The 23,048-nt window shown below is 71.6% G+C and carries 16 protein-coding genes; 8 read left to right on the top strand and 8 right to left on the bottom strand.

The features are described 5' to 3' along the window. Nucleotides 1-62: 62 nt before the first annotated feature. From ABD208_RS19780 to ABD208_RS19760, 5 genes are all read left to right on the top strand, one after another. On the top strand, nucleotides 63-1,097 hold the full coding sequence (locus tag ABD208_RS19780) for a LacI family DNA-binding transcriptional regulator (RefSeq protein WP_344106399.1): 1,035 nt from the start codon (nucleotides 63-65) through the stop codon (nucleotides 1,095-1,097). 172 nt (nucleotides 1,098-1,269) lie between these two features. Continuing rightward, nucleotides 1,270-2,577, top strand: coding sequence for an ABC transporter substrate-binding protein (locus tag ABD208_RS19775; protein WP_344106397.1), 1,308 nt, complete (start codon nucleotides 1,270-1,272; stop codon nucleotides 2,575-2,577). A 10-nt stretch (nucleotides 2,578-2,587) separates the two neighbouring features. Then, complete coding sequence (locus ABD208_RS19770; RefSeq protein WP_344106395.1) at nucleotides 2,588-3,577, top strand: carbohydrate ABC transporter permease; 990 nt, start codon at nucleotides 2,588-2,590, stop codon at nucleotides 3,575-3,577. Further along, the gene (locus ABD208_RS19765; protein ID WP_425561138.1) at nucleotides 3,574-4,509 is read left to right on the top strand and encodes a carbohydrate ABC transporter permease; all 936 of its coding nucleotides are present in this window, start codon (nucleotides 3,574-3,576) and stop codon (nucleotides 4,507-4,509) included. Before ABD208_RS19770 ends, ABD208_RS19765 begins: the two co-directional genes overlap by 4 nt. Then, nucleotides 4,506-7,229 (top strand): glycoside hydrolase family 2 protein, encoded by a 2,724-nt coding sequence (locus tag ABD208_RS19760; protein WP_344106393.1) that lies wholly within the window; start codon nucleotides 4,506-4,508, stop codon nucleotides 7,227-7,229. Before ABD208_RS19765 ends, ABD208_RS19760 begins: the two co-directional genes overlap by 4 nt. Nucleotides 7,230-7,337: 108 nt before the next feature. Here ABD208_RS19760 and ABD208_RS19755 read toward each other — a convergent pair whose 3' ends face one another. The 8 genes from ABD208_RS19755 to ABD208_RS19720 form a co-directional block, all read right to left on the bottom strand. Continuing rightward, nucleotides 7,338-8,177 (bottom strand): carbohydrate ABC transporter permease, encoded by an 840-nt coding sequence (locus ABD208_RS19755; protein WP_344106392.1) that lies wholly within the window; start codon nucleotides 8,175-8,177, stop codon nucleotides 7,338-7,340. Next, nucleotides 8,174-9,193, bottom strand: coding sequence for a carbohydrate ABC transporter permease (locus ABD208_RS19750; RefSeq protein ID WP_344106390.1), 1,020 nt, complete (start codon nucleotides 9,191-9,193; stop codon nucleotides 8,174-8,176). The genes ABD208_RS19755 and ABD208_RS19750 overlap by 4 nt, the downstream gene beginning before the upstream one ends. A gap of 4 nt (nucleotides 9,194-9,197) precedes the next feature. Beyond that, nucleotides 9,198-10,634 (bottom strand): N-acetylglucosamine/diacetylchitobiose ABC transporter substrate-binding protein, encoded by a 1,437-nt coding sequence (gene ngcE, locus ABD208_RS19745; protein WP_344106387.1) that lies wholly within the window; start codon nucleotides 10,632-10,634, stop codon nucleotides 9,198-9,200. A 257-nt stretch (nucleotides 10,635-10,891) separates the two neighbouring features. Next, nucleotides 10,892-12,415: an aminoglycoside phosphotransferase gene (locus tag ABD208_RS19740; protein WP_344106385.1), complete on the bottom strand. Its 1,524-nt coding sequence runs from the start codon at nucleotides 12,413-12,415 to the stop codon at nucleotides 10,892-10,894. Continuing rightward, the gene (gene treS / locus ABD208_RS19735) at nucleotides 12,412-14,343 is read right to left on the bottom strand and encodes a maltose alpha-D-glucosyltransferase (protein ID WP_344106382.1); all 1,932 of its coding nucleotides are present in this window, start codon (nucleotides 14,341-14,343) and stop codon (nucleotides 12,412-12,414) included. Before treS ends, ABD208_RS19740 begins: the two co-directional genes overlap by 4 nt. Next, nucleotides 14,340-16,655, bottom strand: a complete 2,316-nt coding sequence (locus ABD208_RS19730) for an alpha-1,4-glucan--maltose-1-phosphate maltosyltransferase (RefSeq protein ID WP_425561137.1) — start codon at nucleotides 16,653-16,655, stop codon at nucleotides 14,340-14,342. The genes treS and ABD208_RS19730 overlap by 4 nt, the downstream gene beginning before the upstream one ends. Nucleotides 16,656-16,797: 142 nt before the next feature. Then, nucleotides 16,798-19,383 carry an alpha-glucan family phosphorylase gene (gene glgP / locus ABD208_RS19725; RefSeq protein ID WP_344106380.1) on the bottom strand — a complete coding sequence of 862 codons (2,586 nt, stop codon included), beginning with the start codon at nucleotides 19,381-19,383 and terminating at the stop codon, nucleotides 16,798-16,800. Between the two features lie 82 nt (nucleotides 19,384-19,465). Next, entirely contained in the window at nucleotides 19,466-19,750 is a 285-nt protein-coding gene (locus ABD208_RS19720; RefSeq protein ID WP_344106378.1) for a DUF6725 family protein, read from the bottom strand. Nucleotides 19,751-19,910: 160 nt separating this feature from the next. Between ABD208_RS19720 and fdxA the strand changes: the two genes are divergently transcribed. The 3 genes from fdxA to ABD208_RS19705 all read left to right on the top strand — a co-directional run bounded on the left by fdxA (nucleotide 19,911) and on the right by ABD208_RS19705 (nucleotide 22,791). Beyond that, the gene (fdxA, locus tag ABD208_RS19715; RefSeq protein WP_344106376.1) at nucleotides 19,911-20,228 is read left to right on the top strand and encodes a ferredoxin; all 318 of its coding nucleotides are present in this window, start codon (nucleotides 19,911-19,913) and stop codon (nucleotides 20,226-20,228) included. A gap of 14 nt (nucleotides 20,229-20,242) precedes the next feature. After that, nucleotides 20,243-21,352, top strand: coding sequence for a succinyldiaminopimelate transaminase (dapC, locus tag ABD208_RS19710; protein ID WP_344106374.1), 1,110 nt, complete (start codon nucleotides 20,243-20,245; stop codon nucleotides 21,350-21,352). Nucleotides 21,353-21,480: 128 nt separating this feature from the next. Continuing rightward, nucleotides 21,481-22,791, top strand: coding sequence for a citrate synthase (locus ABD208_RS19705; RefSeq protein ID WP_344106371.1), 1,311 nt, complete (start codon nucleotides 21,481-21,483; stop codon nucleotides 22,789-22,791). Nucleotides 22,792-23,048: the final 257 nt, after the last annotated feature.

Below are 23,048 nucleotides of genomic sequence, written 5' to 3'. Positions count from 1 at the left end.
GGTTGCCTGCCGGAACCGCGAGTCGGGGCGGCAACCGGTGCTGTTGGGTCATGATGTCCCTCATGGCCCGGATCACCATCGCCGACATCGCCCGCCGCGCGGGTGTCTCGACCGCTGCCGTCTCCTACGCCCTGAACGGGCGGCCGGGGGTCTCGGACACGACCCGCGAACTCGTGCTCCAGATCGCCGCGGAGCTCGGCTGGGCGCCGAGCTCGGCGGCGCGTTCGCTGTCCGGCGCCTACACCGAGACGGTCGGCCTCGTGCTCGCCCGCGCGCCCGAGACGCTCGGGTTCGAATCGTTCTACATGCAGTTCGTCGCGGGCATCGAGTCGGAGCTCGCCGCGCGTGACTACGGCCTGTTGCTGCAGGTGGCGCCCGACGTCGACGCCGAGCTGCGGACCTACCGCAAGTGGCGGGCGGCCCGGCGGGTCGACGGGATCGTCATGGTCGACCCCCGGGTGCCCGACCCGCGGCTCGACCTGCTGGTGGGGGAGGACGCGCTGCCCGCCGTCGTCGTCGGCGACCCGAGCTTGTCCGGCGGCCTGACGAGCGTGTACACGGACGACGCCGCCGCGGTCCGCTCGTGCGTCGCCTACCTCGCGGAGCTCGGGCACCGCGCCGTGGCGCACGTGACCGGGCCCGCCGAGTTCGGGCACACGCACATCCGCGACGACGCGTTCGCGCGGGAGGCCGCGGCCCGCGGGCTGACCGTCGAGGTGCGGCGTACCGACTACACGCCCGAGGCGGGCGTCACCGCGACGCGCGACCTGCTCGCGCGGGACCGGGGGGCGCCCGGGGGCGTGACCGCCGTCGTCTACGACAGCGACGCGACGGCGTTCGCGGGCCTGGGCGTGGCGGCGGAGCTGGGCCTGCGCGTGCCCGACGACGTCTCGCTGGTGGCCTGGGACGACTCGCCGCTGTGCCGCGCGGCGTTCCCCCAGCTGACGGCGCTGAGCCACGACGTCGCCAAGTACGGCGCCCACGTCGCCCGGCGCCTCTTCGAGCGCATGGCCGGCGAGCCGGCGGCGTCGTACCGCGACCAGACGCCCGAGCTCCGGATCCGCGCCAGCACCGCCCCGCCCGCCCTCGCCGGGTAGGGCCCCGCCGGCCGGAGCCGGCGCGTCCCCGGCAGGTCCCAGAACCGCTCATCGGCCCGTTGGCGCAGGCAGATCACAACTTGATCGCGCCGCGGGGAGCACGTTGACTTATGAATACTTAACCGCTTAATGTCTCGTGGTCCCCAGTCAACGACGACGGATCGAGATTCCGATGAACCACAAGCACCACGCGCGCGGCGCAGCGTTGCTCGCCGCGGGCGCCCTGGCACTGACCGCCTGCTCGGCCCCCGCGAGCGGCGGCGGCGAGGACGGCGAGATCGCCGGCGAGCTCACCGTGATCACCCAGCGCACCGACCTCGTCGACACGGTCTTCCAGGACTACAAGGCCGAGTTCGAGAAGAAGTACCCCGAGGTCACCGTGAACTTCGAGGCGATGACGGACTACGAGGGCGAGATCGCCGTCCGGATGAACACGAAGGACTACGGCGACGTCCTGCTCATCCCCAACAGCGTCAAGCCCGACCAGTTCGCGACCTTCTTCGAGCCGCTCGGCTCGGTGGACGAGATGGCCGAGGAGTACCGGCTCGTCGACGAGAAGGCCTACGACGGCCAGGTCTACGGCGTCTCGATCACGGTCAACACGCAGGGCCTCGTCTACAACAAGAAGGTGTGGGAAGAGGCCGGGATCACCGACCTGCCGACCACGCCGGACGAGTTCCTCGACGACCTGCGCGCGATCGACGAGCAGACCGAGGCGATCCCGTACTACACGAACTACGCCGACGGCTGGCCGCTGAGCCAGTGGGACGGCAACCGCGGCGCGATGGGGGACCCCGCCTACCAGAACACGCACGTCGCCCACTCCGACACGCCCTGGGCCGAGGACGAGTGGCACGGCATCTCCGACGGCCTGCTGTTCGACGTCGTCGCGGAGGGCCTGACCGAACAGGACCCGACCACCACGAACTGGGAGGAGTCCAAGACCCTGCTCGGCACGGGCGAGGTCGCCACGATGCTGCTCGGCTCGTGGGCGATCACCCAGATGCAGCAGGCGGCCGAGGACGCCGGCGGTTCCGCCGAGGACATCGGCTACATGCCGTTCCCGTACCAGGTGGACGGCACGTTCCACGCGCAGATCGCCGGCGACTACAAGAACGCGATCAACGTGAACAGCGACAACAAGGCCGCCGCGCGGGCCTGGATCGACTGGTTCGCGCAGGAGTCGGGCTACGCGTACGACGAGGGCGGCATCTCGCCGCTGGTGGACGGCCCGCAGCCGGAGACCCTGGGCGACTTCGAGGAGGCCGGCGTCGAGTACGTCGAGATGGAGCCGGCCACGGCAGGCGAGGAGTCGCTCGAGGCCGACGTCGTCGAGGCGTCCGAGATCGACCTGTACGGGCAGATCTACCGCCAGGAGCTGGTCGACGTCGCGCGCGGCGCGGCCGACGGCGACAAGGAGTCGTTCTTCGCCGACCTGAACACCCGCTGGGCCGAGGCCCGCGCCTCGATCGCGGAGTGACGGTCCCGAGATGACTTCCGAACTGCGTACCGCCACGGTCGCAGGTCGATCCGGATCCGCCGAGGCGGGAGGTTCCGCGCGGAACCTCCTGTCCCGGCGGGGCGGGCGGCCCGCCGCCCGCCGCGGCCGGGGCGGCGGCCACGGCCTGCCGGTCACCCCGTGGCTGTTCCTGATCGCGCCGCTGGGCCTGCTGATCCTGTTCACCTACGTGCCCGTGGCGAACATGCTCTGGTACAGCTTCACGTCCTGGGACGGGATCGACCCGGTCAAGGAGCCCGCGGGCCTGGAGAACTACGTCCGGATCTTCACCGACCCGGACATGTGGCAGGTCTTCCTCGTCAGCGTCTACTACCTGGCGGGCGCCGTCGTGCAGATGGTCCTGGCGCTGTACTTCGCGACGATCCTCAGCTTCAGCACCCGGTTCCGGAACCTGTTCAAGGGCATCCTGTTCTTCCCGTACCTCATCAACGGGGTCGCGATCGGGCTGGTGTTCCTGTTCCTGCTGCGGCCGGGCGGCACGCTGGACGCGCTGCTCGCCGTCGCCGGCGTCGCCGAACCGCCGCAGTGGCTCGGCGACCCGTCCATCGCGAACGTCTCCCTCGCGGCCACGAGCGTGTGGCGGTACATGGGGCTGAACTTCGTGCTGTTCCTCGGCGCGATCCAGTCCATCCCGACCGAGCTGTACGAGGCCGCGGACCTGGACGGCGCCACGAGCTGGCAGAAGTTCCGGTTCATCATCGCGCCGGCCATCCGGCCCATCATCGGGCTCACCACGATCCTGGCGATCTCCGGGTCCCTCTCGGTCTTCGAGATCCCCTGGATCATGACCAACGGCGCCAACGGCACGACGACGTTCGTGATCCAGACCGTCCAGCAGGCGTTCCAGTTCGGCAAGTTCGGCCTGGCCTCCGCCATGGCGGTGGTACTGCTGCTCATCGTCCTGCTCATCACCTGGGTCCAGCGGTGGCTGTTCCCCGAGGAGAGAACGGACCTGACATGACCCACTACGCCACGCCCCTGATGACGTCGACCACCCCGCCGCCCGCACCCGGGCGGCTGGAGTCGGCCCGGACGCGGCTCTCCCGGCGCCTGCGCGCCCTGAGCCCGCTCACGACGCCGATCGGCATGGCCCTGAAGTACACGAGCCTCGTCATCGCCGCCGCCTGCGCGGTGATCCCCCTGGCCACCGTGTTCATGGCGGCGTTCAAGACCAAGGAGGAGTTCGCGACGTCCGACCCGCTGGCGCCACCCGCCAGCTGGCTCCACCTGGAGAACTTCGCCGTCGCCTTCACCCGGGGCGGCATGTTGCAGGGCTTCCTCAACACGACGATCATCCTGGCCGTGTCCCTCATGGGCACGATCCTGATCGGCACCATGACCGCGTACGCCGTCGACCGGTTCGACTTCCGCGGGCGCAAGCTCGTCATGGGCGCGTTCCTGCTGGCCACGCTCGTGCCCGCGGTCACCACCCAGGTCGCCACGTTCCAGGTGGTCAACGGCCTCGGCCTGTTCAACACCCACTGGGCCGCGATCGTGCTGTTCATGGGCACCGACATCGTCTCGATCTACATCTTCCTGCAGTTCATGAGGTCGATCCCCAGATCGCTCGACGAGGCCGCCATGCTCGACGGCGCCAACCGCCTGACCATCTACGCGCGCGTCATCTTCCCCCTGCTGCGACCGGCCATCGCGACGGTCGTGATCATCAAGGGCATCGCGATCTACAACGAGTACTACATCCCGTTCCTGTACATGCCCTCGCGGGACCTCGGCGTGGTCTCCACCTCGCTGTTCCGCTTCATGGGCCCCTTCGGCGCGCAGTGGGAGATCATCTGCGCCGGCGCCGTGCTGGTCATCATCCCGACCCTCGTCGCCTTCCTTCTCCTGCAGCGCCAGATCTACAGCGGACTGACTTCCGGAGCGACCAAGTGACGAATCTTCTCCAAGCGGCAGACCTCCACACCGGCTGGACCGTCCGCTGTGCCGGCGGGCCCGTGCCCGCACATCTCGGCCCGGCGCTCACCACGGCGCTCGCGGCCGACGGCCCGGGCGTCCCCGCGACCGTCCCCGGCACCGTGCACACCGACCTGATGGCGGCCGGGCTGATCCCCGACCCGTACCTGGACGACAACGAGAACCTGCTCGCGTGGATCGGCCGGTGCGACTGGGAGTACCGCACCACGTTCGCGGGGCCCGCGGCCTCCGCGGCGTCCGGCCCGACCCGGCACGACCTGGCCTTCGACGGCCTCGACACGGTCGCGACCATCACCCTGAACGGCGCCGAGGTGGGCCGCACGGCCAACCAGCACCGTGCGTACCGCTTCGACGTGACGTCGCTGCTGCGCACCGGCGACAACGAGCTCACCATCCGCTTCGCGTCCCCGGTGCGCCACGCCGACGCCCAGTCCCTGGAGCTCGGCCAGCGCCCGCAGGTGAACCACCACCCGTTCAACGCCATCCGCAAGGCGGCGAGCAGCTTCGGCTGGGACTGGGGGATCGACACCGCCACGTCCGGCATCTGGCGTCCGGTCCGCCTCGAGTCGTGGTCGACGGCCCGTCTCGCGGCCGTCCGGCCGCTCGCCTCGGCGGACCTGTCGGGGCCGACGCCGGTCGGCGTGCTCGACGTGCACGTCGACGTCGAACGGGCCGACGACGCCGCGCGCCGGCCGCTGGAGGCCTCCGTCGTGGTGCGCCCGGGCGCGGGCACGTCGGCCGGCTCGCCCGCGGGCGCGACCGTCGTGATCGAGCCCGGCCGCACGTCCGGCGTCGTCCACCTGCGGCTGCACGACGCCGAGCTGTGGTGGCCGCGCGGGTACGGCGAGCAGCCGCTGTACGACGTCGAGGTGACGCTGGCGCCGGCCCCCACGGCAGCCGGGGTGCCGGGCACGTCGTCGCCGGGCCCGGCGTCGTCGGACACGTCGGCAGGCGCGGCGTCGTCGGACACGTCGCCAGGTGCGGCGTCGTCGGACGGCACGGCGGGGGAGAGCGAGCGGCCGCAGGCCGCGCTCGGTCGCTGGACCGGGCGGACGGGCTTCCGGAGCGTCTCCCTCGACATGTCGCCCGACGACGACGGGACGGCGTTCACCGTCGTGGTGAACGGGACGCCGGTGTGGGTCAAGGGCGCGAACTGGATCCCCGACGACGCGTTCTTCCACCGCGTGGACCGCGCGCGGATCGCGCGGCGGCTCGACCAGGGCGAGGTGGCGAACCTCAACCTGCTGCGGGTCTGGGGCGGCGGGCTGTACGAGTCCGACGACTTCTACGCCGAGTGCGACGAGCGCGGCCTGCTCGTGTGGCAGGACTTCGCGTTCGCGTGCGCGGCCTACAGCGAGGGCGAGCCGCTGCGCTCCGAGGTCGAGGCCGAGGCGCGCGACGCCGTCACCCGGCTCGCGCCGCACCCCGCCCTCGTGATGTGGAACGGCAGCAACGAGAACATCTGGGGCTACCACGACTGGGGCTGGGAGCTCCGGCTCGACGGGAAGAGCTGGGGCCTCGGCTACTACACCGAGCTGCTGCCCGCGGTCCTGGCCGAGCTCGACGGGACGCGGCCGTACACGCCCTCCAGCCCGTGGTCCGGCAGCCTGGAGATCCACCCGAACGACGTCGACCACGGGTCGATGCACTCGTGGGTGGTGTGGAACCAGACCGACTGGACGCGCTACCGCGACGACGTGCCGCGGTTCATGGCCGAGTTCGGCTGGCAGGCGCCGCCCGCATGGACCACGCTGCGGCGCTCGATCGGCGACGTGCCGCTCACGCCGGAGTCGCCCGGGATGCAGGTGCACCAGAAGGCGATGGAGGGCAACAAGAAGCTGTCCGCCGGCCTGCTGCCGCACGTCCCGCTGCCCGACGACATGGAGGACTGGCACTGGGCCATGCAGTGGAACCAGGCGGTCGCGGTCCGGACGGCCGTGGAGCACCTGCGGTCCTGGGCGCCGCGCTGCATGGGGTCCGTGGTGTGGCAGCTCAACGACTGCTGGCCGGTGACGTCGTGGGCGGCGGTCGACGGCGACGAACGGGCGAAGCCGCTGCTCTACGCGCTGGCCCACGCGCACGCCGACCGGATGGTGACGGTGCAGCCGCGCCGGACCGGGGTCGAGATCGGGGCCGACGGGGAGACCGGGCTGGCCGCCGTCGTCGTCAACGACACGGCCGAGCCGTGGACCGGCGAGCTGGTGCTCCGGCGCCTCGCCTACGACGGGTCCGAGCTGGCCGTGACCAAGGCGCAGTTCGACGCCGGCGCCCGCGGCGCGACGACGGTGAGCATCCCGCTCGACGTCGCGACGCCGGGGGACGCCGGGCGCGAGCTGGTCGTGGCGAGCATCGACGGGGTGCGGGGGACCTGGTTCTTCGCGGAGCCGCGGGACTCGGCGCTCGCGGCGGCGGAGCTGGAGACGGCTGTCGAGCCCCTCGGTGACGGCCGGGTCGCGGTCCGCGTGACGGCCGGGAACCTGGTCCGGGACCTGACCCTGCTGGCGGACAAGGCCCACCCGGACGCCGTCGCGAGTACCGCGCTCATCACGCTCCTGCCGGGCGAGAGCACGACGTTCGAGATCCGCCTCCCGGCGGGAACGACGCCGGCCACGGACCTGGACCCGTCCCTGCTGACGGCCCCGAGGATCCTCCGCTCCCTCAACCAGCTGGTCGGCTGACTGGGGCTGCCCGGGCGACCACGAGCTTTGCTGGTCGGCCACGAGCTTTCCGGCATCGGTTCCCGGCCGATGCTCGACAAGCTCGTGGCCGCCTACCGAACCTCGTGGTCAGCGGAAGGTGCCCTGGGCCACCGAGCCCTGGAGGCGGCGCTGGAACAGGACGTAGACCACCAGCACCGGGATGACGGTCATGACGACGCCCGCGTAGAGGGCGCCGAAGTCGATCTCGTAGCCCGCCTGGGACGAGAACTGGGCCATGCCCTGCGTCAGGACGTAGTTGTCCGTGTCCGTGTTCAGCGCGACCGGCAGCAGGAACTGGTTCCACAGACCCAGGAAGTTGAAGATCGCGACGGACGCCATCCCGGGCCGCGCCATCGGCAGCATGATCTGGAAGAACGTGCGCCACTCGCCCGCGCCGTCGACCTGCGCGGCCTCCCCGACCTCGTGCGGCAGGCTCCGGAAGAACGAGAACAGGAAGAACACGGTGAACGGGAAGGCGAACGCCACGTACGTGACGATCAGCCCGGGCAGCGTGTTCAGCAGCCCGGCGTTCCGCAGCACGAAGAACAGCGGCACGATCGCCAGGAACACCGGGAACGTCAGCCCCGCGAGCATCAGGTTGTAGATCAGCCGGTTGCCGGGGAAGTCGAACCGCGCCAGCACGTACGCCGTCAGCGCCCCGAGCAGCATCACGAGGATCAGCGCGCAGGTCACCACGACGAGCGTGTTCAGGAAGTACTTCCCGATCCCGGCGTCCGTCCACGCGTTGACGTAGTTCTCGATGCCGGGGTTCGCGGGCAGGGAGAACGGCGAGGCCAGGATCTCCTTCGTCGTCTTGAAGGACGACAGGAACACCCACAGGAACGGCACGACGACGAGCACCGCGCCGAACCCGAGCAGGACATGGCTGGTGACGGCGTGCGCCCGGTCACCGGTTCGCGTGCTCATGCGCGCCGCCCTTCGTCGCCGGCCCCGCCGGTCAGGCGGTCGACCAGGAACACGAGCCCCGCGAACAGCAGCGTGACCGCGGCCAGCACCACGCCCATCGCCGTCGCGTAGCCGAACTGACCCTTGGTGAACGCGGTCTGGTAGAGGTCCTGGCTGATGACGAACGTCGCGTAGCCGGGGCCGCCGCCGGGGTTCATCGCCTGCATGTAGACGAAGCAGTCGATCGCGGCGATGCCCAGATAGATCCAGGCGGTACGGACGTTGTCCCGGATCAGCGGGACCGTGATGGAGACGGCGGTGCGGAACCGCCCGGCGCCGTCGATCCGCGCGGCCTCGTAGATCTCGGCGGGGACGCCCTTGATCGCGGCCACGAACAGCACCGTGTAGAAGCCGACGAAGCTCCACACGATCACGAACATGGAGGCCGCCATGGCGGTCCGCGGATCGCCGAGCCAGGGGAAGTCGGCCATCCCCTCGAAGCCGAGTCCGACCAGGATGCCGTTGAGCAGGCCACGAGCCGGGTCGTAGACCTGCGCCCAGACGAGACCGACGACGATCGCGGGAACGCAGTACGGGAAGAACGAGATCACGCGGTAGAAGCCGGCGCCGCGGATGCCGCGCACGCCGCCCGTCGTCGGCCCGCCGACCGTGACCATCGAGGCCACGGCCAGCGCCAGCACGACGGTCACGGCGGGCACGACGAGGGCGAGCAGGACGCTGTTGGCCAGGGCGCGCAGGAACTTGTCGTCGCCGAGCAGCCTGGTGAAGTTGTCGAGGCCGACGAACGCCATCTCGGGCGTGAACCCGGTCCAGTCCGTCATGGCGAAGTAGACGGCCTGCGCGAACGGCGAGATGACGAAGACGACGTACACCGCGAGCGGCAGCAGCAGCGCGACGGCGAAGAAGCTCAGCCTGTCGAACGAGAGGCGGCGACGGCGACGGCGGCCCGAGGCCGGGCTGGCACCCGACGGCGGGGCGGCCGTCGCCGGGGACGACGACGTACGGGGGGAGGACATCGGTTCAGCTGACCTCGATCTTCTCGACCGAGTCGTCGGCGGCGATGTCGTCGCTGATCCGCTGCAGGCCCTGCGTGAGGCCCTTGGCGTCCAGGCCGCCGGAGAGGAACTCGTTCCAGACCACGAGCTGGTCGGGGTTCATCCCGTAGTAGTCCACGAACTGGTAGTTGAAGGTGTTCTCGCCCGCGGCGTCGAGCATCGCGGTCTGCGCGGCCAGCGCCGTGGAGCCGAAGCCGTCGGCCGGCACGGTGCCCTTGACGATCGTGGGTGCGAGCTTGGTCTCGGAGAAGTGGGTCGCCGCGGCCGTCGACAGCATGGCGCGCAGGATCTCCTTGCCGCCCGCCGGGTTCTTGGCCTGGCTCGGCACGATGAACGGCTCGCCGGAACCCGCGCGGACCGCCTCCAGGCCCAGGGCCGGGCTGTCCGAGGTGGCCGGGGTCGGGAAGCCGGTCATCTCGAAGCCCTCGGCCGTGGCGTCCTTCATCTCGTTCTCGATCCAGCCGCCCGACGGGTACAGCAGGGCGTCCTGGTCGTTGCTCCAGCGGGCCTGCGCGGCAGTGAACTGGGTGCCGGCGCCGCCGGGCACGAAGTAGCCCTTGGCGACGATCTCCTCCAGGGCCGTCAGCGTCTCCTGCATCGCGTCCTGCGACCAGGCGTTCGGCTCCAGGTTCTCCAGGGCCAGGCGCACCTCGTCGCCACCGGACTTGATCGCGGAGTCGAGCGCCATGGTCTGGTAGTAGGTGGCCGCCTCCTTGCCCCAGACGAAGAGCTTCTTGTCCGCCTTCTTCGCCTCCGCACCGAGGTCGATGGCCTCCTGCCAGGTGGCGGGCGGGGCCCAGCCGTTCTCCTCGAACAGGGACGCCGAGTACCACACGGCGTACAGCGTCATGACGTAGTTCAGGGCGACGAACCGGCCGTTGTACGTGCCGGTGTCCTGCACGCCGGGGTACAGCGTGTCGGCGATCCTGGTGCCCTCGTAGTTGTTCGCCTCGAAGACGTCGTCGAGCTCCTCGAGCTGGTCGGCGATGGTGTTGAAGCCGATCGCCCCGGCGCCGGAGTTGTCGACGAGGTCCGGCGGGGTGCCGCCCACGAACCGCGGCTGGAGCTCCTGGGCGATCTGGGTCGACGGCGCCACCTCGAAGGTCGCCTCCGGGAACAGCTTCCCGGCCTCGCCAGCGGCGAACTCGACGTAGTCGAAGCCGTAGCCGCCGTTGAAGATGACCGCCTCGACCTCGGCGTCGGACGCCAGGCCGAACGGGTTGTCGGCGCTGACCGCGCCGCCGGTGGCCGCTCCGCCACCGCCGCCGCTGGGGACCGCGCAGCCCGCGAGCGCGCCGCCGAGCGGCGCCAGCAGGGCGGTGGCGACGGCGCCGCGCACGAAGGTCCGACGGTCCAGCGCGGCCTGCGCCAGACGGGAATCGGTGAACTTGCTCGTGGACATCCAAGGCTCCTTCGGTTCGATCCACCGGTCGCACTGCCGTGTGCGTGTGTGCGCGTGTAACGGCCGTGTCACCGCGCAGGACGAATATGTTAGCCGTCCTACCACTTAGGGTGAACCTAGTCACAGCCCCACGGATCCGCAACCACCGGTCCATCACGGCTGCATAACGAGGTTCGGTCGGCGAGCACGAGGTTTCCGTCGAGCCCACTCGGGCGATGCACGCGAAGCTCGTGGTCGCCGACCTACCCTCGTCGGCGTCAGCGGGACAGGGTGCGGGAGACCGCCGTCAGGGGGATGGGGAGCCAGGCGGGGCGGTGGCGGGACTCGTAGACGGTCTCGTAGAGGGCCTTGTCCAGGGTCAGGGCGCGGAGCAGCAGGGAGGCCGTCGTGACGTCCAGGGCCGACGACGCCGGGGCGTCGCCCGCGGCCTCCCGGTAGCCCTCCAGGAACGAGAGCTGGGCGTCCCCCGACCAGTCCGGGTCCTTCGCCTCGCCCACCGCCGCCGCGTAGTCGAACGAGCGCAGCAGCCCGGCGACGTCGCGCAGCGGCAGGTCGGGGGCCGTGCGCTCGGCGACCGGGCGCTGCGGTTCGCCCTCGAAGTCGAGCACCTTCCACCCGTCGCGCGCGTGCAGCACCTGCCCGAGGTGCAGGTCCCCGTGGATCGCCTGCAGCGGGATCGGGCGCTCGGCGGTCACCGCCGACAGGCGGTCGCTGACCTCGTCGTAGAAGGCCGTGATGCCGCCGCGGTGCGGCGCCAGCTCCGTGACGTCGGCGATCGCCTCCGCCGCCCGCCGCCTCAGCACGCCCATGAAGCCGCTCGCGTCGAGGGTCGCGTCGGTCGGCCGCGCCACGGCCAGGGCCGCGTGCAGGTGCGCGACGGCGGCGCCGAGCGCGGCCGCCTGCTCGTCGAAGGCCACGCCCTCGCTGGCGTGCGCGCAGGCCAGCTCGAACCCGTCGTCGGCCTCGGTGATCAGCTCGGCCACGACGGCGAGGTGCGCGACGGGCGCGTCGTGCGGCTCCGCCGGGTTCTCGTGCGGCAGCTCGACGGCGCCCAGGTAGCGCGGGACGCCCTTCCAGCCGGCCCGGGTGAGCGCCTCGGGGACGACGACGTCCGGGTGCGGCCCGAGCGGCACCGTGCGCAGGATCTTGAGGATCACGCCGTCGGCCAGCTCGCCGGGGAACCCCGGGATCGGGGGCCGCAGGCCGGGCACCAGCACCGAGGAGTTCGACTGCTCGCCGCCGAGCGGGTGCGCCTCGGCGAGCTCGGCGTCGCTCGGGCCGGGGGTGTACTCCTCCGGCCCGCGTCCGGCGAGCGCCGCGGCGAGGTAGGCGCGCCAGGCCGCCGGGTCCGCACCGCCGTCGTACACGGACACGGGCCCGGCGGGCGTGTCGACGACGCCGATCAGGCCGGGCTCCTCGGCCGGCTCCCCGTCCGGCTCCTCCGGCGGAACCCCGGCGGAACCCCCTGCCGGTCGCCCGCCGGCCGGCCGGAGCACCAGCGGTACCTGGATGACCAGCGCGCCCTCGTCGGACGAGTCGGGCAGGCCGGGCCCCGTCAGCCGCAGGAGGGGGACGACGACGTCGGCCGGGGCGTCCGTCTCCGTCGTCGTCCCCGAGGCGAGGACCACCGTGCACCACGGCACGTGCCGGACGCCGTTGCCCGGGATCGGGTACCAGCGGCGTCCGGGCAGCCAGTCCTCGAGCAGGCGCAGGACCCCGCCGGGAAGGGGGCCGGTGCCCTCGTGGACGTCGACGTCTCGCGCCTGGCCGATGACCGTCACTCTCCTCCTGCGGACCGGTTCCGGGGCGTCGCCCGTTCGGACGACTCGACAGGCTCTCCCACCCGTGCCGCATCCGCCACCGCTGCCTGTGGTGCGGCCTGGGGCTTGACCCCGTTCTGCGCCAGTGAGAGCCAGTAGAAGTCGCGCGCCCCCCACGTCATGGTGACGGTGCCGCCGTCCCCGACGTCAGGGAACCCGGCCCCTGCGAACACGTCGGTGAGCGTCCAGCCCGTGTACCGCGGCAGCTTCAGCGTCGCGGAGCGGGCCGTCGCCGACAGGTTCGCCGCGACGAGGATGGTCTCCTCCTCGGTGGTGAGCGTGAACGCGATCACCGACTCGCTGTCGCAGTCCACCTGCTGGTACGCCCCCGTGCCGAACGCCGGGTGCAGCTTGCGCACCGCGAGCATGCCGTGCACCCAGTGCAGCAGCGACGTCGGCTGCGCGAGCTGCGCCTCGACGTTGACGTGCTGGTAGTGGTGCACCAGCGACTGCACGAGCGGCAGGTACAGCTTGCCCGGGTCCGCGTGCGAGAACCCTGCGTTGCGGTCCGGCGTCCACTGCATCGGCGTGCGCGAGGAATCGCGGTCCGGCAGCCAGATGTTGTCGCCCATGCCGATCTCGTCGCCGTAGTACAGGCACGGCGAACCGGGCAGGGACAGCAGCAGCGCGTGCGCGAGCTCGATCTCCTTGCGCGAGTTGTCCAGCAGCGGCGCGAGCCGCCGCCGGATGCCGACGTTGGCGCGCATCCGCGGGTCCGGCGCGTACCAGCCGTACATCGCGGCGCGCTCCTCGGTGGACACCATCTCCAGGGTGAGCTCGTCGTGGTTGCGCAGGAACGTGCTCCACTGCGCGCCCGCCGGGATGGCCGGGGTGTCGCTGAGGATCTCGTGCAGCCGGTTCGCGCGCTGGTCGCGGATCGAGTAGAAGATGCGCGGCATCACGGGGAAGTGGAAGCACATGTGGCACTCGGGCTCGTCCTCCGTGCCGAAGTACTCCACGACGTCCTGCGGCCACTGGTTCGCCTCCGCCAGCAGGATCCGGCCCGGGAACTCCGTGTCCACCATCTTGCGCATCTGGCGCAGGAAGCGGTGCGTCTCCGGGAGGTTCTCGCAGTTGGTGCCCTCGGCCTCGAACAGGTACGGGACGGCGTCGAGCCGGAAGCCGTCCACCCCGAGCTGCAGCCAGAACCGGGCGACGTCGTGCATCGCCTCCTGGACGCGCGGGTTCTCGAAGTTCAGGTCCGGCTGGTGGCTGAAGAACCGGTGCCAGAAGTACTGCCGGCGCACCGGGTCGAAGGTCCAGTTCGAGGTCTCCGTGTCCACGAAGATGATCCGGGCGTCCCGGTAGCGGTCCGGCTCCTCGCTCCACACGTAGAAGTCGCCGTACGGCCCGTCCGGGTCCGAGCGCGACGCCTGGAACCACGGGTGCTGGTCGCTCGTGTGGTTCATGACCAGGTCGATCACCACGCGGATGCCGCGCTCGTGCGCGGCGGCGACGAGGTCGCGGAAGTCGTCGATGCTCCCGTACTGGGGGGCGATCGCGGTGAAGTCGGCGACGTCGTACCCGCCGTCGCGCAGCGGCGACGGGAAGATCGGCGGGATCCACAGGGCGTCGATCCCGAGCCACTCGATGTAGTCGAGGCGGTCGATGAGGCCGCGCAGGTCACCCGTGCCGGTGTCGCCCGGGTCGGAGAACGCCCGCACGAGCACCTCGTAGAACACCGCCTTGCGGTACCACTCGGGATCCTGCGAGAGCCCGGGCCGCCGGGCCTCCACCCGCGGCTGCCGCCGCGCGGGCAGCGCCTGCACGGGGATCGGAGCGGTCGTGGGACGCGGCACGTCCCGCAGCCCGCTCTCGGTGCCCGACGGCGCCGGGCGGGGCGTGTCGGGCGGGCCGACGGCGGGGCCGCCGGGACCGAACGTCGTCATGAGATCCCTCCCGTTCCACCGCGGTCCATGCCGGCCGGCGTCACGTGCAGCACGTGGGCCACCCGGTGTGCCGGGTCAAGCCGTACGAACGGCGTGGCTCCCCAGCCGTAGGTCTCGTTCGAGAGCAGGTCGTGCGCCACGTAGAACGGGGCGTCGTCGTCGCCCGACGGCGGCGTCAGGCCGAGGGCTTCCAGGTCCAGGTGCACCAGCGACTCCTGTGAGTTCCAGGGATCAAGATTCACCACGACCACGATCACGTCGTCGTGAGAGGGGGTGGCGACGGACCCGGTTCCGGTGCCGCCTTCGGCACCGGCCGGTACTGCTCCCGCATTTCCCCCTGGCACCATCGTGCGCCCGTTCGAACCGTTTCGCAGGGTGGGCAGGAATTCTGCGCTGATCCGTCGCGAAAACGCCACGACCTGGTCGTTCGTGGTCGGGTGCACCGCAAGGTCGCGCAACTGACGCAACGCCGGGTGCTCGGCGCGAATCTGGTTCAGCCGCGTCACGAGCGCGCGCACGCCCAGCTGCTCCGCGCGGTCCCAGTCCCGCGGGCGGTACTCGTACTTCTCGTTGTCGATGTGCTCCTCGGCGCCCGGGCGCGGCACGTTCTCCACGAGCTCGTACCCCGAGTACAGGCCCCACGACGGCGAGCCCAGCGCCGCCAGCACCGCGCGGATCGCGTGCCCGGCCGCGCCGCCCTGCTGGACGTACGGCGTGAGGATGTCGTGGGTGGTGGGCCAGAAGTTCGGCCGCATGACCGAGCCGAGCGGCCCGGACACCTCGGCGAGGTACTCCTCGAGCTCCTCCTTGGTGTTGCGCCACGTGAAGTACGTGTACGACTGGTGGAACCCGATCCGCGCCAGCGTCTGCATCATCGCGGGCCTCGTGAACGCCTCGCTGAGGAAGATCACCTCGGGGTTGGTGCGGTGCACCTCCGCGAGCAGCCACTCCCAGAAGTTCAGCGGCTTGGTGTGCGGGTTGTCGACGCGGAACAGCGTGACGCCGCGGTCGATCCAGACGCGCAGCACGCGCAGGATCTCGTGGCTCAGGCCCACCGGGTCGCGGTCGAAGGCGAGCGGGTAGATGTCCTGGTACTTCTTCGGCGGGTTCTCCGCGTAGGCGATGGAGCCGTCGGCCCGGACGGTGAACCACTCCGGGTGCTCCGTGACCCAGGGGTGGTCCGGCGAGCACTGCAGCGCGATGTCGAGCGCCACCTCCAGGCCCTCGGCGCGCGCGGCGGCGACGAAGTCCCGGAAGTCGTCCTCGGTGCCGAGGTCGTGGTGGATCGCGTCGTGGCCGCCGTCGGGCGAGCCGATGGCGTACGGGCTGCCGGGATCGCCCGGCCGCGCCTCGAGCGTGTTGTTGCGTCCCTTGCGGAAGGTGGTGCCGATGGGGGAGACGGGCGTCAGGTAGACGACGTCGAACCCCATGCCGGCGATCTCCGGCAGGCGCTTCGCGGCGGTCGCGAACGTGCCCGAGACCCAGGTCCCGTCGGCCTTCTGGTACGCGCCCTCCGACCGCGGGAACAGCTCGTACCAGGCCCCCGCGAGCGCGAGCGGGCGCGAGACGCGCAGCCGGTAGGTGTCCGACGACGTCACCAGCTCGCGGTGCGGGGACCGGGCCAGCGCCTCCGTGACCTCGGGCGACGTCGCGGCGGCGAGGCGCGCGCCGGCCGGGCGCGTGTCGTCCTTGAGCGCGGCCAGGGTGCCGGCCAGGAGGCGGGAGTCCGCCGGGGTGCGGTCCGCGGCGACCAGGGTGTCGCGGTGCAGCGGGTTGAGGATGCGGGTGAAGAGCTTCGCGCCCTCGGCGAGCATGAGGTCGACGTCGATCCCCGCCTCGATCTTGATCGTGGCGTCGTGGACCCAGGTGGCGTACGGGTCGCTCCACGCCTCCACGCGGAACGACCAGTCGCCCTCGGCGTCGGGCTGCACGAAGCCCCGGAACCGGTCGAGGCCCGGCGCGACGTCGGTCATCGGCACCCAGGAGTGGTCCGTGCCGTCGGGGGCGACGAGCACGGCGGTCGCGGCGACGGCGTCGTGCCCCTCGCGGAAGACCGTCGCCTCGACGGGGATCACCTCGCCGACGGCGCCCTTGGCGGGCCAGCGCCCGCCCTCGACCACGGGGGACACCTGGATGACGGGAATCCGGCCGATTTCCTGCGGCGCGGCGGGCCCGGCGGCGTGCCGGGCGGAGGCGGGGCGGGCCGAGCCCGCACCCGTCGCCCGGCGAGCGGGATCAGGGGTCTTCTCGGCCCGGCGGTTGACGACTTTGGGGCGGCCCGTGCCGCCTTGAGGGATGCGCGCGCTGCTCACGGACCCACGCTATCCACGACCTGTCACCAGATGCACTACGGGCGTGTAACAGGTTCGCGCAAGCTTCACGCAGGGTCCATGTCCGCGAGCGCAACCGTGCGAGGGCGGCCCCCGGGGGGACCACCCTCGCACGGGGGCGTCCTCAGGCGTTGACCACCAGCCCGAGGTCGGCGACGTTCGTCTGGCCCGGGTGGCGGGGGACGATGCGGACGGTGTAGCCGAACGGGCCCGAGGAGTCGAGGGCGACCTCGCCCGCGAAGGCGTGGCGGCCGGCCTCGTAGGAGTCGGCGTGGGCGAGCGGGTCGGCCTGGAAGTCCTCGATGACGTCGGACTCGTTGACGTGGCCGTGGACCACCTGGACGTCGACGTCGTCGGGCGTGAGGGAGCCCAGCGAGACGTAGGCCTTGACCGCGAGCCGGTCGCCCACCTGGGCGGCGTCGGCGATGCCGCCCGACTCGACGTGGTCCACCCGCACGTGGTGCCAGCCCTCGCGGACCCGGGCCTTCCAGGTGGCGAGGTCCCGGGCGGAGCCGTAGCTGCCCGCCGCGAGGGTGCGCCCGGCCTCCGCCGCCGGGGCGTAGAGGCCGTGCACGTACTCGCCGACCATCCGGGTGGCCTGCACCTTGGGGCCGAGGGTGGCGAGGGTGTGGCGCACCATCTCGAGCCAGCGGCCCGGGACGCCCTCGGGCCCGCGGTCGTAGTAGAGCGGGGCGACCGTGGTCTCGACGAGGTCGTAGAGGGCGGCGGCCTCGAGGTCGTCGCGGCGGTCCGGGTCGTCGACGCCGTCGGCGGTCGGGATGCCCCAGCCGTTCTCGCCGTCGTACCACTCGGCCCACCAGCCGTCCTCGATGGACAGGTTGAGGCCGCCGTTCAGGGCGGACTTCATGCCGGACGTGCCGGACGCCTCCAGCGGCCGCAGCGGGTTGTTGAGCCAGACGTCGCAGCCCGGGTAGAGGGACTGGGCCATGCCGATGTCGTAGTTCGGGAGGAACACGATGCGGTGGCGGACCGCCGGGTCGTCGGCGAAGCGGACGAGCTGCTGGATGAGGCGCTTGCCCTGCTCGTCGGCGGGGTGGGACTTGCCGGCCACGACCAGCTGGACCGGGCGCTGGGGGTGCAGCAGCAGGGCGCGCAGCCGCGCCGGGTCCCGCAGCATCAGCGTCAGGCGCTTGTAGGTCGGCACGCGGCGGGCGAAGCCGATGGTCAGGACGTCGGGCGAGAAGACGTCGTCGATCCAGCCGAGCTCGGCCGGGGACGCCCCGCGCTCGCGCCAGGACTTGCGCACCCTCAGGCGCACCTCGTCCACGAGCTCGGACCGCAGCTCCGAGCGGATCGACCACAGGTCGGCGTCGGACACCTTGCCCGGGTCGAGCCATCCGGCCGACGCCTCCGGCGCGGTGAGCTGGTCCAGCCCGAGCCGCTCCTGCTGGAGGCGGACGAGCTGGGGGGCGACCCAGGTGGGCGAGTGCACGCCGTTGGTGACCGAGGTGATCGGCACCTCGCGCGCGTCGAAGCCGGGCCAGAGCCCCTCGAACATCTCGCGGGAGACCTGGCCGTGCAGCAGGGAGACGCCGTTGGCGCGGCCGCCGAGGCGCAGGCCCATGACGGCCATGTTGAAGACCGTCGGGTCACCGCCCTCGTAGTCCTCGGAGCCGAGCGCGAGCACCCGGTCCACCGGGACGCCGTCCATCTGGTTGTCGCCGCCGAAGTAGCCGCTCACCAGGTCCTTGCTGAACCGGTCGATCCCGGCCGGGACGGGCGTGTGCGTGGTGAAGACCGTGGCGGCGCGGACCGCCTCCAGGGCCTCGTCGACGCTCAGGCCGACGGACACGAGCTCGCGGATGCGCTCGACCCCGAGGAACCCGGCGTGGCCCTCGTTGGTGTGATAGACCTCGGGCTCCGGCGCGCCGGTCAGCCGCGACCAGATCCGCAGCGCGCGCACGCCGCCGACGCCGAGCAGCAGCTCCTGCTGCAGCCGGTGCTCGCCGCCGCCGCCGTAGAGGCGGTCGGTGACGGCGCGGGACGCCTCGTCGTTGGCCGGGATGTTCGAGTCGAGCAGCAGCAGGGGCACCCGGCCGACGGCGGCGACCCACACGTGCGCGTGCAGCCGGCGCCCGCCGGGCAGGCCGAGCGAGACCCGGGCGGGCGTGCCGTCCTCCTCGCGCAGCACGGCGAGCGGCAGGCCGTCCGGGTCGAGCAGCGGGTAGTTCTCCAGCTGCCAGCCGTCCCGCGTCAGGGACTGGCGGAAGTAGCCGGCCCCGTACAGGAGGCCCACCCCGACGATCGGCACGCCGAGGTCGGAGGCGGACTTCAGGTGGTCGCCCGCCAGGATCCCGAGGCCTCCGGAGTACTGCGGCAGCACCGAGGTGATGCCGAACTCGGGGGAGAAGTAGGCGATCCCGCGTGGCAGCTCGGCGCCCGTGGCGGAGCGCTGCTCCTGGTACCAGCGTGGGTCGTGGAGGTAGCGGTGCAGTTCGTCGGCGGCGGCACGGGTACGCCCCACGAAGCCCTCGTCGGCGGCCAGCGCCTGGAGGCGCTCCGAACCGAGGGCCGCGAGGAAGGCGACGGGGTCGCCCTTCACGTCGGCCCACAGCTCGCGGTCCACCCCGGCGAACAGCTCGCGCGTCGGGGCGTGCCAGGACCAGCGGAGGTTGTGGGACAGCTCGTCGAGTGCCGCGAGGGGCTCCGGAAGGACGGTGCGGACCGTGAATCGGCGGATCGCTCTCACCCGGAGAACCCTACGCACTTGTGGCCCGCGACACACCTGCTGACGAGTGTTCCTGCCGGACAGTGCGCACAGCCCTCACGATTCAGCCACGCACCGGCCGCGGCGGGACGGGTTTCACCGAGGTGATCAGCGCCGCCGCCACCACGATCTCCTCGGGTTCCCCGCGTCCGGGACGCGGGTCCGTGCGCAGCACGACGCCGTCGTCGGACACCGTGACCACGTGACCGATGACGTCCGTCCAGACCGCGCCACGGCGCTGCGCGCGGGCGGCGGCGGCCTCGCCGGGCGTCAGCCGGCGGCGGACGACGACGCGCGTGCCCGGCGGGATGCCGCGCCACACGGGCCGGCCTGCAATACCACGGTTCACGAGCTGCCCTCGCCGAGGAATGAGACGGAGTACACGACGATGCCGTCGCTGCTGGAATACTAGGGTCAGTCCGCCCGCGGCCCGCCAGTGATCAGCCAGTGATCCGCCGGTGAGCCGCGAGGACCGCATCAGGATTTCCCTCCCCGAGGAAGGCCCCGCAGTGACCTACGTGATCGCTCAGCCGTGCGTCGACGTCAAGGACAAGGCGTGCATCGAGGAGTGTCCCGTGGACTGCATCTACGAGGGCAAACGATCTCTGTACATCCACCCGGACGAGTGCGTCGACTGCGGCGCCTGCGAGCCGGTGTGCCCCGTCGAGGCCATCTACTACGAGGACGACGTCCCCGAGGAGTGGAAGGACTACTACCGGGCGAACGTCGAGTACTTCGACGACATCGGCTCCCCCGGCGGTGCCGCCAAGATGGGTCTCATCGACAAGGACGACCCGATGATCGCCGCGCTCCCGCCGCAGGCCTGACCGGCATACGGCGCATGGGGCTCGCAGACCTCTCCGGGATCGACTTTCCCTGGGACACGCTCGCCGGCCTCAAGGCCCGCGCGGCCAAGCATCCCGGCGGGCTGATCGACCTGTCGATGGGCACGCCCGTCGACCCCACGCCCGAGCTCGTCCGCGAGGCCCTGGTGGCCGCCGCCGACGCGCCGGGGTACCCGCTCACGGCGGGCACCCCGGCGCTGCGCGCCGCGATCGCGGAGTGGTTCGCCCGACGACGCCGCGTGCCCGGGCTCGAGCTCGACCAGGTGCTGCCCACGGTGGGCTCGAAGGAGCTCGTCGGGCTGCTGCCGTCCCTGCTGGGTGCGGGGCCCGGTGACGTCGTCGTCCATCCGCGGATCGCCTACCCGACGTACGCGGCCGGCGCCGCGGCGGCGGGCGCGACGGCGCTCGCGACCGACGACGTCGACGAGTGGGCGGGGCGCGACGACGTCCGCCTCGTCTGGGTGAACAGTCCCGCCAACCCGCACGGGCGGGTGCTCGGGGTCGAGGAGCTGCGGGGTGTGGTGGCGGCCGCGCGGGAGATCGGCGCCGTCGTCGTCTCCGACGAGTGCTACGCGGAGCTCGGCTGGGGGCAGTGGGGGCCGGACGACGCCGGCGCGGGCGTGCCGAGCATCCTTGATCCGCGGGTTTGTGACAATTCCCACGACGGTCTTCTGGCGGCGTACTCGCTGTCCAAGCAGTCGAACCTGGCGGGGTACCGCGCGGCGTTCGTGGCGGGCGACGGGCGCCTGATCGGGGACCTGCTGCAGCGGCGCAAGCACCTCGGGCTGATCGTCCCGGCGCCGGTGCAGGCCGCGATGGTCGCGGCGCTCTCCGACGACGCCCACGTGGCGGCCCAGCGGCGGCTTTACGCGGCCCGGCGGCGTGCGCTGACGGAGGCGCTGGCCCGCGCGGGCCTGGCCGTGGACCACTCCGAAGCGGGTCTTTACCTGTGGGTGCGCTCCGACCCGGAGTGGTTCGCGGACCGCGGCATCCTCGGCGCACCTGGTGCGCTCTACGGTCCGGCGGGTGCCGGGCACGTGCGGATAGCGCTCACCGCGACGGACGAGCGGATCGCCGACGCTGTGTTCCGCCTCACAAATTCTTGACCGATGAGTTGGAATCACAAAGCCTTGACACGATACGGTCTTGTCTAGGATCGACGCTGCGCTCCAGGTCGATGCCGCCCTGTTCCCCCACCAGGGGTAGCGCACCGCGTGCTTCAAGGAAGGAAGTCATGACGTCCACCACGCCGGCGAACGCCAGTCCCACCGTCGAACTCGTCGTCGACGGCACTGCCCGACCTCTGTCCGTCGTCGAAGCCAGTGACGGTGCCAGCGGCTTCAAGGTGAACACGCTTCTGCGGGACACCGGTCTCGTCACGCTCGATCCCGGGTTCACCAACACGGCGTCGTGCGAGTCGGCCATCACCTACATCGACGGCGACCAGGGGATCCTGCGGTACCGCGGGTACCCGATCGACCAGGTCGCCGAGGGGGCCACGTTCCTCGAGGTCGCCGCGCTGCTCATCGACGGCGAGCTGCCCGGCACCGAGGCGCTGGAGGCGCTGGAGAAGCGGGTCGCGGAGCACGCGCCGCTGCCCGGCGGCTTCGAGGCGTTCCTCGCGGCACTGCCCGCGCAGGCGCACCCGATGGCCACGCTCGCCGCCGCGGTCAACGCGCTCGCGGCCTGGTACCCCGAGGTCGTGGACCCGCGCGATCCGGAGCAGGTCGACACCGCCACGGCCATGCTGCTCGCCAAGACCAGCACCATCACCTCGGCGCTGCACCGCCGGCGGACGGGCCAGGCGCTCGTCGCGCCGGACGCGTCGCAGGGCTTCGTCGCGGACTTCCTGCGCCGCACGTTCGGCTCCGAGGGCGGCGAGTACGCCGCCGAGCCCGCCATCGTCGACGCGCTGGAGAAGCTGCTCATCCTGCACGCGGACCACGAGCAGAACTGCTCGACGTCCACCGTGCGCGTGGTGGGTTCCTCGAACGCGAACCTGTTCGCGTCGGTGGCAGCGGGCGTGAACGCGCTGTCCGGCCCGGCGCACGGCGGGGCCAACGAGGCCGTGCTCGTGATGCTGGAGAAGATCCGCTCCGGCGGCGAGACCGTCGAGACCTTCATGAACAAGGTGAAGAACAAGGAGGACGGCGTCCGCCTGATGGGCTTCGGGCACCGGGTCTACAAGGCGTACGACCCGCGCGCCGCGATCGTGAAGAAGTCCGCGGACGAGGTGCTGGAGAAGCTGGGCGCGAAGGACGAGCTGCTGGAGATCGCCCAGGGGCTGGAGCAGATCGCGCTGAGCGACGAGTACTTCGTGTCGCGGAACCTCTACCCGAACGTGGACTTCTACACGGGCCTGATCTACAAGGCGATGGGCTTCGAGCCGGCGATGTTCACGCCGCTGTTCGCGCTCGGGCGGATGCCGGGCTGGATCGCGCAGTGGCGCGAGATGGTGAACGACCCGTCCACGAAGATCGGGCGCCCGCGCCAGGTCTACACGGGCGCGACCGAACGCCGGTTCGTGCCGATCACCCAGCGCTGAGTTCTTTTCCGGGCCCGTGGGTCCCGGGGTACCACGGCCGAGGTGCCGCCCTTGCGGGGCGGTGCCTCGGCCGTCGTCGTGCCCGCCCGATCCGGTGCTCGGGGGTCGCCCGACGACGGCGCGACGGGGTGCGTGAACGTGATTCGGTAATGGGGCAAAAAGGGCGGACTGCGCCGATTTTCGGCGGTGGCGGATTGCCGCCAGGAGGTGGCAGGAATGGCGGCTTGCTGCCAATCCGCAGGTCACAGTACGGTCAA

This window comes from Myceligenerans crystallogenes (assembly GCF_039529775.1).
GTDB lineage: Bacteria > Actinomycetota > Actinomycetes > Actinomycetales > Cellulomonadaceae > Myceligenerans > Myceligenerans crystallogenes.
Note: the sequence above shows the minus strand (reverse complement) of the source record. Positions and strands in the feature narration are given on the sequence as shown.